At 64.7% G+C, this 13,384-nt stretch carries 14 protein-coding genes; 6 read left to right on the forward strand and 8 right to left on the reverse strand.

What is annotated here, in order from left to right; translation table 11 throughout:
* Window positions 1-27 precede the first annotated feature (27 nt).
* A complete protein-coding gene (rpe, locus tag ACFTOW_RS06105; protein WP_379914125.1) occupies window positions 28-705 on the forward strand; it encodes a ribulose-phosphate 3-epimerase in 678 nt (225 codons plus the stop codon).
* A 65-nt stretch (window positions 706-770) separates the two neighbouring features.
* On the opposite strand, the gene ACFTOW_RS06110 is transcribed toward rpe, so the two are convergent.
* The 4 genes from ACFTOW_RS06110 to leuS form a co-directional block, all read right to left on the reverse strand.
* The gene (locus tag ACFTOW_RS06110; protein WP_379914127.1) at window positions 771-1,637 is read right to left on the reverse strand and encodes a DMT family transporter; all 867 of its coding nucleotides are present in this window, start codon (window positions 1,635-1,637) and stop codon (window positions 771-773) included.
* A 138-nt stretch (window positions 1,638-1,775) separates the two neighbouring features.
* A complete protein-coding gene (holA, locus tag ACFTOW_RS06115; protein WP_379914130.1) occupies window positions 1,776-2,801 on the reverse strand; it encodes a DNA polymerase III subunit delta in 1,026 nt (341 codons plus the stop codon).
* Window positions 2,798-3,280 carry an LPS assembly lipoprotein LptE gene (lptE, locus tag ACFTOW_RS06120; protein WP_379914132.1) on the reverse strand — a complete coding sequence of 161 codons (483 nt, stop codon included), beginning with the start codon at window positions 3,278-3,280 and terminating at the stop codon, window positions 2,798-2,800. The genes holA and lptE overlap by 4 nt, the downstream gene beginning before the upstream one ends.
* On the reverse strand, window positions 3,267-5,837 hold the full coding sequence (gene leuS, locus ACFTOW_RS06125; RefSeq protein WP_379914134.1) for a leucine--tRNA ligase: 2,571 nt from the start codon (window positions 5,835-5,837) through the stop codon (window positions 3,267-3,269). The genes lptE and leuS overlap by 14 nt, the downstream gene beginning before the upstream one ends.
* A gap of 151 nt (window positions 5,838-5,988) precedes the next feature.
* Here leuS and ACFTOW_RS06130 point away from each other — a divergent pair, with 151 nt between their 5' ends.
* Complete coding sequence (locus ACFTOW_RS06130) at window positions 5,989-7,248, forward strand: glycosyltransferase (RefSeq protein WP_379914136.1); 1,260 nt, start codon at window positions 5,989-5,991, stop codon at window positions 7,246-7,248.
* Window positions 7,249-7,279: 31 nt separating this feature from the next.
* Here the strand turns inward: ACFTOW_RS06130 and ACFTOW_RS06135 are convergent, their stop codons facing one another.
* The gene (locus tag ACFTOW_RS06135) at window positions 7,280-7,843 is read right to left on the reverse strand and encodes a DUF3576 domain-containing protein (RefSeq protein WP_379914138.1); all 564 of its coding nucleotides are present in this window, start codon (window positions 7,841-7,843) and stop codon (window positions 7,280-7,282) included.
* A gap of 271 nt (window positions 7,844-8,114) precedes the next feature.
* On the opposite strand from ACFTOW_RS06135, the gene ACFTOW_RS06140 reads away from it, so the two are divergent.
* A complete protein-coding gene (locus tag ACFTOW_RS06140; RefSeq protein WP_379914140.1) occupies window positions 8,115-9,041 on the forward strand; it encodes a porin in 927 nt (308 codons plus the stop codon).
* 104 nt (window positions 9,042-9,145) lie between these two features.
* Complete coding sequence (locus tag ACFTOW_RS06145) at window positions 9,146-9,805, forward strand: YggS family pyridoxal phosphate-dependent enzyme (RefSeq protein ID WP_379914142.1); 660 nt, start codon at window positions 9,146-9,148, stop codon at window positions 9,803-9,805.
* Here ACFTOW_RS06145 and ACFTOW_RS06150 read toward each other — a convergent pair whose 3' ends face one another.
* From ACFTOW_RS06150 to ribA, 3 genes are read right to left on the reverse strand one after another with little or no spacing between them, the layout of a single operon-like run.
* A complete protein-coding gene (locus ACFTOW_RS06150; protein WP_379914144.1) occupies window positions 9,806-10,300 on the reverse strand; it encodes a L,D-transpeptidase family protein in 495 nt (164 codons plus the stop codon).
* Window positions 10,297-10,704: a GFA family protein gene (locus tag ACFTOW_RS06155; RefSeq protein WP_379914146.1), complete on the reverse strand. Its 408-nt coding sequence runs from the start codon at window positions 10,702-10,704 to the stop codon at window positions 10,297-10,299. Before ACFTOW_RS06155 ends, ACFTOW_RS06150 begins: the two co-directional genes overlap by 4 nt.
* A 14-nt stretch (window positions 10,705-10,718) precedes the next feature.
* Window positions 10,719-11,810 carry a GTP cyclohydrolase II gene (ribA, locus tag ACFTOW_RS06160; protein ID WP_379914148.1) on the reverse strand — a complete coding sequence of 364 codons (1,092 nt, stop codon included), beginning with the start codon at window positions 11,808-11,810 and terminating at the stop codon, window positions 10,719-10,721.
* Window positions 11,811-11,967: 157 nt separating this feature from the next.
* Between ribA and ACFTOW_RS06165 the strand changes: the two genes are divergently transcribed.
* The gene (locus tag ACFTOW_RS06165; RefSeq protein WP_379914154.1) at window positions 11,968-12,654 is read left to right on the forward strand and encodes a response regulator transcription factor; all 687 of its coding nucleotides are present in this window, start codon (window positions 11,968-11,970) and stop codon (window positions 12,652-12,654) included.
* 255 nt (window positions 12,655-12,909) lie between these two features.
* Complete coding sequence (locus tag ACFTOW_RS06170; RefSeq protein WP_379914150.1) at window positions 12,910-13,254, forward strand: BrnA antitoxin family protein; 345 nt, start codon at window positions 12,910-12,912, stop codon at window positions 13,252-13,254.
* The last annotated feature ends 130 nt before the right edge of the window (window positions 13,255-13,384 follow it).

A 13,384-nucleotide genomic window follows, 5' to 3' on the forward strand; every position in this document is an offset into this window, starting at 1 on the left:
CGACCCCTGCCAGCCGGAGAGCCCAAGATGACATTCGACCGTTCCGTCAAGATCGCGCCGTCGATCCTGTCTGCCGATTTCGCCAATTTTGGTCAGGAAATTCAAGCGGTTGAGGCGCAGGGCGCGGATTGGATCCATGTCGATGTGATGGACGGGCATTTCGTGCCCAACATCACCTTTGGTCCTGCGACATGCAAGGCGATCCGCCCGCATGTCAAGACGGTGATGGATGTGCACCTGATGATCGCGCCGGTCGATCCCTATATCGAGGCGTTCGCCGAGGCGGGGGCCGACATCCTGACCGCGCATCTTGAGGCCGGGCCGCATATCCACCGCACCTTGCAGGCAATCCGCGGGGCCGGGTGCAAGGCCGGTCTGGCGCTGAATCCCGGAACGGGGGTCGAGGATATTGCCTATCTGCTTGATATGGTTGACCTTGTCTGCGTCATGACGGTCAACCCCGGCTTCGGCGGGCAAGCCTTTATCGACCTCAGCGCCAAGGTCCGCCGCCTGCGCCAGATGATCGGTGACCGGCCCATCCATATCGAGATCGACGGTGGTGTCACGCCTGCCACGGCACCTTTGATGGTGGCGGCCGGGGCGGATGTTCTGGTGGCAGGATCAGCGGTGTTCAAGGGCGGATCGGTCGCCAATCCCGCGCCCTATGGCGAGAATATCGCCGCGATCCGCGCCGCCGTGGCCTAGCAGAAACGCGATGTGATCGGCCTGCACAAACCATGCACATCCCATGCGCATGGCGTTGGTGGCCGCTATCGCAGAACCGGGGCCGTGCGGTTGGCGACCAGTGACCCGATTCCCGAGGCCGCGATCAGCGTCAGCCCGGTCAGCGACAGCGCGTCGGGCCAGTCGCCGAACACGACGACGCCCAGCACCGTGGCGGAAATCAACTGGCTGTAGACCAGCGGTGCGATCAGGCTGGCCTCGGCCCGGCGGTTGGCCAGCACGAGGCAGAAATTGCCAAGGGCCGATCCCAGCGCGCTGATCAGCACCAGCCCCGACAGCCGCAGGTCGATGTCTGGCAACTCGGCCATGGCTGCCAGCGGGGCCAGCGCGACAGAGCCGATCAGCAGTTGCGAGATCAGCAGGAATCGCGGGCGGAATGCGCCTGCCACCACGCGGGTCATCACCAGATAGGCGCCATAGAAGCAGCCCGCCAGCAGGGCAAAGCCGAGGCCCGGCGTCGCGCCGAACCCCGGCTTGACCACCAGCATCACGCCGGCGAATCCCAGCGCCAGCAGACCGCTGCGCAGGGGCGAGGGGCGTTCGCCCAGAAACAGGATCGCCAGCACATAGGACACCACCGGCCCGATGAAGAATGCGCCAAAGACATTGGCGATGGGTTCGGTTTTCAGGGCGGTCAGGATGGCCGAGATGCCGCAGGCGATGAACAGCCCCCGGATCAGCACGCGCCGGTCCAGAAGGTGGGGCAGCTCGGCGCGGGTCAGCCCGCTGAACGGCAGCAGCACAAGTGCCGCCAGTGCAAAGCGCGACCATGCCACAAGGAACGGATCGACGCCGCCGGAGGTCATCAGCTTGCCCGCCGTATCGCCGATGACCACCAGCGTGACGGCGGCAAAGACAAGGGCGATCAGGCCGAAAAGCTGTGTCAGGGTCAAGGTGTGCTCCGGTCCGGCTGTGGGGTGTCTGTGGTCGGATGGGGCGCGCGGGGCAAGGGCCGGCTTGGAGGCAAATGCGGACGGTCGCCCCGGACCCCCGCGCGGACTGAGGGCCGAAGGCCCCCACCCTGCGCAGCCCTACCTGCGGCCCAGCATTGCCAGTCGGATCAGCGCGCGTTCGACCACGGCCATCTGTGGCGCCGTCTGACCGGCCGAGCGCAGCGACAGGTCGGTGTCGGTCAGGATGGTCAGCGCGGTTTCCAGCTTGGGCGCGCCCCAGTCCTGGGCCTGTCGCAGCATCCGGTCGCGGCGGGGGCCGAAGATGGGCGGGCGCATCCGGGCGATGCCCTGTGCCGCGCCGCCCGGATCGCTGGCAGCGGTGAACAGCGTGCGGAAATGGCGCGTGCCCATGATGCAGAGCGTTACCGGCGCCACGCCCTGCGCATCCAGCCGCGACATGACCGGGCCGATTTCCTGCGTGCGGCCCTCGGCCACGATGTTCAGCATGTCGTCGATCCCGGCCTCGGACGAGGCGGGCGCGCAGGCGGCGATGTCGTCCGAGGTGACGGGCGTGGCATCGCCCAGCTTGTAGAGCGCCAGTTTCTCCAGCGTCTGGCGGAAATCGCCGGGGTCGAGATCCTGCGCCAGCGCGGTCAGGTCTGTCATGGCATGGCCGTCAAAATCTCGCAGGCCCGCGCGGGCAAGGTCGGATTCGATCTCGTCGCGGGTGGGCGGGTTGTCGTAGATGCCTGCGGCATAGGCATTGGGGTGTTTCTCGAACGCCGCGCGCAGTTTCGATTTCGCGGTCAGCCCACCTGCGGTGACGATCAGTTGCGCATCGCCCTGTTGCCAGTCGGCCAATGCGGTGGCGATCACATCGGCCAGCCCGTCGGTCGCATCCTCGACAAAGGCGACGCGCGGGCCGGGAAAGAAGCCCTGCGCCTTGACCGCGTCCAACAGCAGCGCCGGGTCCTTGCGCAGGTCGGCGGCGGCGATGCGGGTCAGGCGCATCTCGGCCTCGCCCTCGGGGCCGATCAGGGCGGCGATCACCTCTTGCCGTTTCAGGGCCACGCGCATCGCATCGGCCCCGAATATCAGCAGCCCGGCGCGGTTGCCCTCGGGTTTGGCGAAATAGCGGTTGGCGTCGCGGCCTGAAAGTTTCATGGCAGGTCGGGGGCGGTGGCGATCAGGCGGGTGACAAGCTGGTCGGCCAGGATGGTGGCAAGGCGCGCGCGGGCGTCACGCTCGGCCGCGCGGGTGGCGACGGTCGATCCGGTGGCGGAATAGCCGGTAAAGCTGTCGATGCGGCCCTCGGTGAGGACTTCGCTGGTGTCAGCGTCGCGCAGGCGATAGCCCAGCCGCCCGATCAGGTTGAACCGGGTGGTGATGTTGTCCTGCGTCACCGCCATGCGTTCCTGCGTCACCGACATGTCGGTGTCCAGCAGGTAGCGGGGCGTGGCGGCGCGGCCAAGGCGATCCTCGATCCGTCGGGTCAGCAGAAAGCCGTCGCGGGTGTCCGGCTCGGCCACCTGCACGCGGCCCTGCAGGCGCGAGGCGGCCCCGTTCGGGCCGAAGGCGGGGGTGAACCCGCAGGCCCCGGTGGCCAGAGCGCCCAGCAGGAGGCTGCGTCTAGACCACGACATTGACGATCCGTCCCGGCACCACGATGACCTTTTTCGGCTGTGCGCCGTCAAGGGCGCGCTGCACAGCATCGGTTGCCAGCGCGATCTTTTCAACCTCGGCCTTGTCCATGTCCTTGGGCACCTGGATTTCGCCGCGCCGTTTGCCGTTGACCTGGATCGGCAGGGTGATGGTGTCATCCACCATCATCTCGGGGTCGGCCTGCGGCCATTGCGCCTGCGCGATCAGGCCGTCGTGGCCGAGCATGTGCCACAGCTCCTCGGCCAGATGGGGGGTCATGGGGGCCATCAGTTGCGCCAGCGTGGCGGCGGCCTGTTTCCTTGCGCCCGTCCCGGCGGCGGATTTGCCCAAGCTGTTGGTAAAGGCGTAAAGCCGGGCGATGGCGGCGTTGAAGCCAAAGCTGTCCACCCCGCCGGTCACGTCATGGATGGTCTTGTGCATCTCGCGCAGCAGGTCGGTATCGGCGTCATTGGCGGGCGTGTCGCTGGCCGCGATCTCGGCCACGATGCGGTGGACGCGGGCGAGATGGCGTGCCGATGCCTCGGCCCCGGCGGCGGTCCATTCCACATCACGCTCGGGCGGGCTGTCGGACAGGACGAACCAGCGCGCGGTGTCGGCACCGTACTGGCCGATGATCTGCACCGGGTCCACGACGTTGTTCTTGGATTTCGACATCTTGGCCGAGGGGATGATCTCGACCTCTGTGCCGTCCTCCAGATAGCCCTTGCCGTCGCGCAAGCTGACCGCCTCGGGGTAGTGATAGACCGGGCGGCCCTTGGCGTCGCGGGTCTGATAGATTGCGTGCGTGACCATGCCTTGGGTGAACAGGGCGTCGAACGGCTCTCTCGCGGATTCCGGCAGGTGGCCGCAGATGTGCATCGCGCGGGCGAAGAAGCGCGAATAGAGCAGGTGCAGAATCGCGTGTTCGATCCCGCCGATGTATTGATCGACGTTCATCCAGTAGGACGCCTCGGCCATGTCGGTGGGCGTGTGGGCGTGCGGGGCGGTGAAGCGGGCGAAATACCACGACGAATCCACGAATGTGTCCATCGTGTCGGTTTCGCGCCTTGCCGCTGCGCCGCATTTGGGGCAGGCGCAGTCGCGCCATGTGGGGTGGCGGTCGAGCGGGTTGCCGGGGATGGAAAAGTCGATCGGCTTGCCACCCTCGTCATAGGGCAGCTGGATCGGCAGGTTTTCCTTGGCCTCGGGGACGACGCCGCAGGTGTCGCAATGCACCACGGGAATCGGGCAGCCCCAGTAGCGTTGGCGCGACAGGCCCCAGTCGCGCAGCCGGAACTTGGTCACGCCCTGGCCCACGCCGTTGGTTTCGCAGAAATCGATCGTGGCGTCGATTGCGGCGTCGCCGGTCTGCACCTCGTCGCCGGCCACGGCGCGGGTGTAGCGCACCGTGTCGGTCTTGGCGGGCACGAAGGGCTCGGCCTGAATGTTGTGATCACCCTCGACCGGCAGGAAGGTGTCGATGATCGGCAGGTCATATTTGCGGGCGAAATCATGGTCCCGCTGGTCATGTCCGGGGCAGCCGAAGATGGCGCCGGTGCCGTAATCCATCAGGATGAAATTGGCGATGTAGACCGGCAATTCCCATGAGGTGTCAAAGGGGTGGCGACAGGTCAGGCCGGTGTCGAATCCCAGCTTTTCGGCCTTTTCGATGGCCTCGGCGGTGGTGCCGCCCTTGCGGGCCTCGGCGCAGAACGCGGCCACGTCCTCGCGCTCACGCTCCAGCGCGCGGGCCAGCGGGTGATCGGGCGAGATGCCGATGAAGGACGCGCCCATCAATGTGTCGGGGCGGGTGGTGTACACCTCGACCCGGTCAAAGCCCTGCGCGGCTTCCGTCAGCCCAAAGGCGAATTGCAGCCCGCGGGATTTGCCGATCCAGTTGGCCTGCATCAGCTTGACCTTGGCGGGCCAGTTGTCCAGCCCGTCCAGCGCGGTCAGCAATTCGTCGGAATAGTCGGAGATCCGGAAGAACCACTGCGTCAGCTCGCGCCGCTCGACCTCGGCGCCCGAGCGCCAGCCCTTGCCGTCGATGACCTGCTCATTGGCCAGAACGGTCATGTCGACCGGATCCCAGTTGACCACCGCCTCCTTGCGGTAGACCAGCCCTTTTTCAAGGAAATCCAGAAACAGCGCCTGCTGCTGGCCATAGTATTCGGGATCGCAGGTGGCGAACATGCGCGACCAGTCCAGACCAAAGCCCAGCGGCTTCATCTGGCCCACCATCGTGTCGATGTTGGCATAGGTCCAGTCCTTGGGGTGGCCGCCGCTGGCCATCGCCGCGTTCTCGGCGGGCATGCCAAAGGCGTCAAAGCCCATCGGGTGCAGGACATTATGCCCGGTGGCGATCTTGTAGCGCGCGATCACGTCGCCCATCGTGTAGTTGCGCACATGGCCGATGTGGATGCGCCCCGAGGGGTAGGGGAACATTTCCAGCACGTAGTATTTCGGCTTGTCGTCCGAGCGGCGCGCGGTGAACACGCCCGCCTGTTCCCAGGCCTGCTGCCATTTCGGTTCGATTTCGGCGGCGGAATAGCGCGACATGGGCGGTGTCCCTTTGAAAACTGGCTTTGCGCGGTGATAGGGCGCGGATCGCCCATGGTCCAGAGGGGCCAGTGAAAAATGCGGCTCTGGGCAGGGCGGTTCGTGCATGTATAAGGGAACCGGGATTTGGGCAGTCAGGACGGATTTGAGTATGGATATTCTTTTCATTCACCAGAATTTTCCGGGGCAGTACAAGCATCTGGCCCCCGCGCTGGCCAAGGCGGGCCATCGGTGCATCGCGCTGACCCTGCGGGTGAAGGAGGCGACGACTTGGAACGGGGTGCGGGTGATCCCCTATGCGGTAAAGCGCGGATCGGGACAGAACGTGCATCCGTGGGTCGTGGATTTCGAGACCAAGGTGGTCCGGGCCGAGGCATGCTTTGCCGCCGCGCGGCAGTTGCGCGAGCAGGGGTTCACCCCCGATATCATCGTGGCGCATCCGGGCTGGGGCGAATCGATGTTCCTGCGCGATGTCTGGCCGTCGGCGCGGATCGGCCTGTACCAGGAGCTGTATCACCGCGCGACATGGCCGCATCTGAATTTCGATCCCGAGTTCGAAAAGGGCGATCCCGACGCCGGGCTGCTGCGGATCCGGTTGAAGAACCTGAACAATCTGGTGCATCTGCCGGTCGGCGACATGGGAATCAGCCCGACCGAGTTTCAGGCCAACACCTTTCCCAGCCCCTATCGCGAAAAGATCAGCGTGATCCACGACGGCATCCATACCGATCAGGTGGTGCCCAATGCGGATGCGGTGCTGGAACTGCCCGACGGGTCGAAGGTGACGCGCAACGACGAGGTGATCACCTTCGTCAACCGCAACCTCGAGCCTTACCGGGGCTATCACATCTTCATGCGGGCCTTGCCGCAGCTGCTGAAGGAGCGGCCGAACGCGCAGGTGCTGATCGTCGGCGGCGACGAGGTCAGCTATGGCTCCAGCCCGCCCAAGGGGCAGACGTGGAAGCAGATTTTCATCGACGAGGTGCGCGGCAAGATCTCGACGCCCAACTGGAGCCGGGTGCATTTCCTGGGGCGCATCCCCTATGACCAGTTCCTGAGCCTGCTGCAGGTCAGCCGGGTGCATGTCTACCTGACCTATCCGTTCGTGCTGTCGTGGTCGCTGTTCGAGGCGATGAGCGTGGGCGCGGCGATTGTCGCCAGCGATACCGGCCCGCTGCACGAGGCGATCACACCGGGCAAGACCGGCGATCTGGTGGATTTCTTTGATGGCGATGCGCTGGTCGCGCAGGTCAGCGCGCTGCTGGACGATCCCGAGCGGCGCGCGGCCTATGGCGGGGCGGCGCGCGACTTTGTGCGCAGCAATTACGATCTGTCGACGATCTGCCTGCCGCGCCAGATGGACTGGATCAATCGTCTGGCGGCCTGCAAGCCGGGGCAGATCGGCGAATGATGCTGCCGCGCGCCCTGGCGCGCCGCCCGGATCAGAACCGTGCGTCGGCGATGCGCAGTTCGCGGGCGCGGGCCAGGATTGCATCCTCGACCGCGGTGCGGGTGCCGGCGGCCACGGCGCGCCCGCCGCGGGTTTGCAGCGCCACCGCCAGGCTGCGTGCGTCCAGCGCCGGATCCTTGATGTGCACGGTCGCGCGATAGCTGCTGCCGCCGCCGGGGGGCGTGCCATATCCAAAGACGATCACGCCCGAAAACGGATCGACCGACTGCACCGGCATGAAGCTGAGCACATCGAGAGAGGCGTTCCACAGGTAGCGGTTCACCGACACTTCGACATCGGGGTCGGAGCTGCGGAAAATGTCCCAGATGTTGCTGCCTTGGCCCATTGCATTCGGCCCGTAAGTGGGCATGCCCGCGCTGTCGAGTGCGAAAGGTCCGTCATCCTGCGCTTCGGTGCCCGGGCCTCCGCCCAGACCGCTGCCCGACCCCCCGCCCAGGCTGCCGCCAAACCCGCCACAGGCAGCCAGCGAGGCAATCGCCAGCCCTGCGATGGCGCCCCGGGCATAGGTGAATCTGATCGCGCGCGTATCGGTCATGGTGCGAAGTGCCCCCTGAAAAACTGTAAACCCGTCCTACCCAAGCCACAGGGCGCGGGCAAGGGGTTAGTTCCCGCGCGGGAAAGCGTGGCGCGGCCAAGGATCGGGGCGAAAAGCGGACTGTGGCAAACCTGCACCATTCTGCGCGGCAATGGATCGGGGCCGGTCAGCCGTGCTTGCCAACACACCCCCAAAAGAGCGAGAGACTACGGCATACCCAAATCGGATTCCCCGTTTTGGGGCGCATGACTGAAAAACCGAGGGAACAACGATGAAAAACATCATTCTCGCAACGACCGCGCTGGTTGCCACCGCAGGCCTGGCAGCCGCCGACGTTTCGATCAGCGGCTATGGCCGTTTTGGCGCCGTTTACAGCGACAACGCCGATGAATTTGAAACTGCAAGCCGTCTGCGTCTGCAGTTTGACGCGACTGCAGAAACCGACAGCGGCATTGTGTTTGGCGTTCGCCAGCGCTTTCAGGCTGAAGAGAACGGTGCGGGCACCGGCGGTAACGGCGCACGCTTCTACATGACCACCAACGGCTTCACGCTGGCGATGGGTAACATCATCGGTGCTGTCGAAGCTGCTCCCAACCTGTACCTGCCGACCGCTTCGGCTGGGGTTGGCCTGGAAGGCAACGGCTTCTACTCGGTGGCAGCCTCAACCTCGTCGAACGGTGGTCGTTGGACTGCTTACAGCTCGGGCGGTGCCGGTGCACAAGAAGGCGTTGAAATCCTGTACAGCATGAACGGCTTTGGCGTTCACCTGCACAGCACCGATGGCGGCACCCCGGCGACCAAGTCGATGGGTATCGGCGCGAACTACACCTTCTCGGGCTACAAGGTTGCCTTGGCTTACGAAGACTGGGACAACGGTGACGAAACCCTGTTCGTCAGCGGTGGCGGCAAGGTCGGCCAGATCGACGCAGCAATTGCTTATGCAAAGACTGAAGTTGGTGGCGTTGAAGCCGACAAGTTGTCGATCAAAGGCAAATATGACTTTGGCACTGGCCTGTCGGCATACGCGTTCGTTGCGTCGGAAGACAACGACATCGGCGAAAGCTTTGGTCTGGGCGCGTCCTATGATCTGGGCGGTGGCGTGTCGCTGGAAGGCGGCGTGACAGCTGCAGAAAACGGCACCAGCGCAGCTGCGGCTGACGACACGATCGTTTCGCTGGGTGCATTCTTCAAGTTCTGATCGGAACCGAAGATTTTATCCGGAAAGGGCAGGTCGCTTGACCTGCCCTTTTCTTTTTGCGCATTCAGGTGTTTCTTGGCGCCGAACAGGCAGGAGGCACGACCATGGGTCTGAACGATATTCGCGAGCGCATCGGCAAGGCCGAGGCCAAGGCCGGGCGCGACCCCGGCAGCGTGACGCTGATCGCGGTCAGCAAGGTGCAGCCGCTGGCGCGGGTCGAGGCCGTTCTGGAGCAGGGGCACAGGTGTTTCGGCGAAAACAAGGTGCAGGAGGCGGCGGGCAAATGGCCCGGTTTCCGCGAAAGGTTCGACGGGATCGACCTGCATCTGATCGGACCCTTGCAGACCAACAAGGCGCGGCAGGCCCTTGGACTGTTCCAGGCCATCCATTCGGTCGACCGCCCCAAACTGGCGAAAACATTGGCCCGGCTGGCGCAGGAAGAGGGGCAGTGCCCCGATCTGTTCATCCAGGTCAACACCGGCGAAGAGCCGCAAAAGGCGGGCGTTCTGCCCGCCGATGCGGATGCGTTCGTGGCCGAATGTCAGGGCATGGACCTGCCGGTGCGCGGGCTGATGTGCATCCCGCCGTTGGACGAGGAGCCGTCGCTGCATTTCGCGCTGCTGGCCAAGATCGCCGTGCGCAACGGGCTGGACGGGTTGTCGATGGGCATGAGCAGCGATTTCGAAAGCGCCATAGCCCTGGGGGCCACCCATGTTCGGGTGGGCAGCGCGATATTCGGCGAGCGAGCCGCGCCCGAGGGGTGATCAGGGCACGATCAGCCGGGTTTCATACCGGATATGCCGCGCGATCCACAGCAGGTGATCGCGGCGAAAGGCGATGCAGCCCTCGGTCGGGAAACCCGGCCTGCGCCATTGGTGGATGAAGATGGCCGAGCCGCGCCCGCGCACGGCGCTGGGCCAGTTCCAGTCGGTGATCAGGATCAGGTCATACAGCGGATCGGCCCGGCGCAGGGTTTCGTGACTGTGGGGATAGGGCGCGCGGACCATGAGGTTGTAATCCTCGTGCCCCGTGTCATCCGACCACAGATCGCCGGGCCGGATCGGCACCGCCCAGTCGGCGGGCCGCGCCATCCGGTCGGGACGATACAGCAGCCCCACGATGCGATGGGTGCCGCGCGGGGTTGCCCCGTCGCCCTCGGCCTTGGCGTCGGTCACCCCGCCACGCCCGATGGTGCAGGGGAATCGCCGCCCGAGAAACCGCAGATGGGTGGGGGTGAGGACAAGATCGGCAGGTTTCATGCGCGCGGCGGCAGATCTTGGAAACAGGGCAGGCCGTCGGCCACCATGTGAAAGGGCTGCGTGTCCTTCATGAAGATCGCCAGGCTTGGCCCCCCGTAGTCGGTGGCGGGATCATCCAGTGTCCCGATCTTGACGATCGTGACAGGGCGCGAGGGCAGCAGCGTCGTCAGATGCGTGCCGCAGGTGCCGCAGAACTGCCGGGTGCGGGCGTCGGGGATATCCGAGCGGGTGAAGGTTCTTGGTGTGCCTTTGGTGATCCTGAACCCGTCATTCGGCACCGCCATGAAGAAATTCGGCCCGCCGCCGCTGAGGTACTGGCATTCGCGGCAATGGCATTGCGCCTTCATCACCGGCTTTCCGGTGACTTCGTACTGCACCTCGCCGCAGTAGCATCTGCCTTTCATCGTCATCCTCCCTGTTACAGTAAATGCCCCGATTTTGCGGCCTTGGTGGCCAGATAGGCACGGTTGTGGGCGGTTTCGCCCAGGATCAGCGGCACGCGCTCGGTCACGGTCAGCCCGTGTTTCTGCATCATCGCGATCTTGCGCGGGTTGTTGGTCAGCAGGCGGATCGCGCCGAATCCCATCGAGGTGAGGATCTCCGCGCCCAGGCGAAAGTCACGTTCGTCATCCTCGAACCCCAGGCGGTGGTTGGCCTCGACCGTGTCAAAGCCCTGATCCTGAAGCGAGTAGGCGCGCATCTTGTTGGCAAGGCCGATGCCGCGCCCTTCTTGATTGAGGTACAGCAGCACGCCCGCCCCGGCCTGCCCCATCTGCGCCAGCGCGCCGCGCAGTTGCGGGCCGCAATCGCATTTCAGGCTGCCCAGCACATCGCCGGTAAAGCAGGCGGAATGCAGCCGCGCCAGAACGGGCGTGTCGCGGGGCGGGTGGCCGATTTCAAAGGCATAATGCTCTTCGCTGCCGTCACCGGGGCGGAAAATGTGCAGGCGACCGGCCTCGGATGCCTCGACGGGCAGGCGGGCGCTGACCACCGGGTTGGGCTGTGGCGACTGCGCCAGAAGCGGGGTGACCAGCGGTGCGGGCAGGGCGGTCAGTCCGTTGTTGGCGGCAAAGGCAGACGCATCGGGCAGGTCCAGCACAAGCGCGGCCGGCAGCAGGCGGGCGGTTTTCGTCACGTCGAGGGCGAGGCGGTGCAGGTCGGCAGCCCCGTCGCGCAGGGTGGTGAAAGGCCCCTTCATCGGCATCGCAAGATCATCGGCCGGGTCGGCCACCGCCAGCACCCAATCAAGCGTGGCATCGCGGGGCAGGGCGATGCGGGCCAGATCGCCGTCATAGGCACGCGCCTTGAGAGTGCCGGCCCGGCGCGCGGTGATGGCCAGAACCGGCTGGCCCGCCATGGCGGCCAGACCGGCCAGCCGGTCCTTTGTCACCGTTTCGGCGGCCAGCACCAGCGCGCCGCGCGCCCCATCCGTCAGCACGACCGGCACGCCCATGCGCAGATCAGCGCGGGCGCGCGACAGCAGTTCGGGCGGGGTGGGGGCAAAGCGCATGCGGTGTCCTTTTTCTATTTCCTTAGTCCCTTCGTGACCAATTTGAAACATATGCCGCGGCAGGTACACGTCCACGTGAGAGGATTGCAGCATTTCTTGTCGCGGCGGCGGGTCGCGCTCATGTGACAGGCTGGTGACAGACAAGGAGGCCGTAACCATGGCGCAGCTCAAGAAAATACTGCTGGTGGATGACGACGAGGATCTGCGCGAGGCGCTGAGCGAGCAATTGGTGATGACCGAGGATTTCGATGTCTTCGAAGCGGGCAACGGGACCGAGGCGATGCAGAAGGCCAAGGAGGCGCTGTATGACCTGGTGATCCTGGATGTCGGGTTGCCGGATACCGACGGGCGCGAATTGTGCCGGCTGATGCGCAAGCAGGGCGTCAAGGCGCCGATTCTGATGCTGACCGGGCATGACAGCGACGCCGACACGATCCTTGGGCTGGATGCCGGGGCAAATGACTATGTGACCAAACCGTTCAAGTTTCCGGTGCTGTTGGCACGAATCCGCGCACAGCTGCGCCAGCACGAGCAATCCGAGGACGCGGTGTTCCAGCTTGGGCCATACACGTTCAAGCCGGCGATGAAGATGCTGATCACCGAGGATGACCGCAAGATCCGCCTGACCGAGAAAGAGACCAACATATTGAAATATCTCTATCGTTCGGCCGATGGGGTGGTGGCGCGCGACGTGCTGCTGCACGAGGTGTGGGGGTACAATGCCGGGGTCACGACCCACACGCTGGAGACGCATATCTATCGCCTGCGCCAGAAGATCGAACCCGATCCGTCGAACGCGCGCCTTCTTGTGACGGAATCCGGCGGGTATCGGCTGGTTGCGTAAATACTTGTGATGCAGCCTGATCTGGATCAATGTATAGTAAAGTATACAAGTTAAGATTACACCTATCCCGCGCATATCCGGGTTATGATATGCACCTCCCTGTTGGACTTGGCCCGGGCTTTTGCCCGGGCTTTTTTTGTCTGAAACGGTCCTGCACAAACCATGCACCACGCCTGCACAAACCATGCGCACGCCGGAGTCGGGCCGCGTTAACCTTTGCCGGGCAGGATGGGCGGGAGAAACAGGAGGCCCGGCATGGCGAAAATGACCCGCAAGCAGACAGAATATTACGGCTACATGAAGACGATCATGGAGCAGTTGGAATGGGACCTGCATGACACGATCTGGCACAGCCGTCGTGTGCCCCCGGCCTGGGCCGAGATCGCGAACACACGCTATGCAGGAAAGAAGACCCGCGTGACACTGTTGGTCGAAGAGAACGTGGTGCGGTTCTTCAAATCCATGGGGACTGGGTATCAGGCCCGCATGAACGAGGTGTTGGCCGCGTGGATGTACGCCCGGTTGTCCGGCATCCTGAACGGTCAGGACACGGTGGCCGAGTTTCTGGACAATCAGGGCGACAGGCCGGGGTTCGGGTAGGCACGCCGGCGTCTGTCGATGCCGCGCGGCCGTCTGCCCTGCGCGCAGAAACGATGCGTTTCTGCGAAGCGGTTGGCAGGCATGCAAAAAATGGGTCCCTTCGCGATTTGTGTGGGTTAAGGCGCACTGG

It is taken from the genome of Lacimonas salitolerans, from assembly GCF_042677865.1.
GTDB lineage: Bacteria > Pseudomonadota > Alphaproteobacteria > Rhodobacterales > Rhodobacteraceae > Lutimaribacter > Lutimaribacter salitolerans.

Coding starts and splice junctions, on each gene's coding strand:
- rpe (WP_379914125.1), top strand. CDS start 28: ATGACATTCGACCGTTCCGTCAAGATCGCGCCGTCGATCCTGTCTGCC.
- holA (WP_379914130.1), bottom strand. CDS start 2,801: ATGAAACTTTCAGGCCGCGACGCCAACCGCTATTTCGCCAAACCCGAG.
- lptE (WP_379914132.1), bottom strand. CDS start 3,280: ATGTCGTGGTCTAGACGCAGCCTCCTGCTGGGCGCTCTGGCCACCGGG.
- leuS (WP_379914134.1), bottom strand. CDS start 5,837: ATGTCGCGCTATTCCGCCGCCGAAATCGAACCGAAATGGCAGCAGGCC.
- ACFTOW_RS06130 (WP_379914136.1), top strand. CDS start 5,989: ATGGATATTCTTTTCATTCACCAGAATTTTCCGGGGCAGTACAAGCAT.
- ACFTOW_RS06135 (WP_379914138.1), bottom strand. CDS start 7,843: ATGACCGATACGCGCGCGATCAGATTCACCTATGCCCGGGGCGCCATC.
- ACFTOW_RS06140 (WP_379914140.1), top strand. CDS start 8,115: ATGAAAAACATCATTCTCGCAACGACCGCGCTGGTTGCCACCGCAGGC.
- ACFTOW_RS06145 (WP_379914142.1), top strand. CDS start 9,146: ATGGGTCTGAACGATATTCGCGAGCGCATCGGCAAGGCCGAGGCCAAG.
- ACFTOW_RS06150 (WP_379914144.1), bottom strand. CDS start 10,300: ATGAAACCTGCCGATCTTGTCCTCACCCCCACCCATCTGCGGTTTCTC.
- ACFTOW_RS06155 (WP_379914146.1), bottom strand. CDS start 10,704: ATGAAAGGCAGATGCTACTGCGGCGAGGTGCAGTACGAAGTCACCGGA.
- ribA (WP_379914148.1), bottom strand. CDS start 11,810: ATGCGCTTTGCCCCCACCCCGCCCGAACTGCTGTCGCGCGCCCGCGCT.
- ACFTOW_RS06165 (WP_379914154.1), top strand. CDS start 11,968: ATGGCGCAGCTCAAGAAAATACTGCTGGTGGATGACGACGAGGATCTG.
- ACFTOW_RS06170 (WP_379914150.1), top strand. CDS start 12,910: ATGGCGAAAATGACCCGCAAGCAGACAGAATATTACGGCTACATGAAG.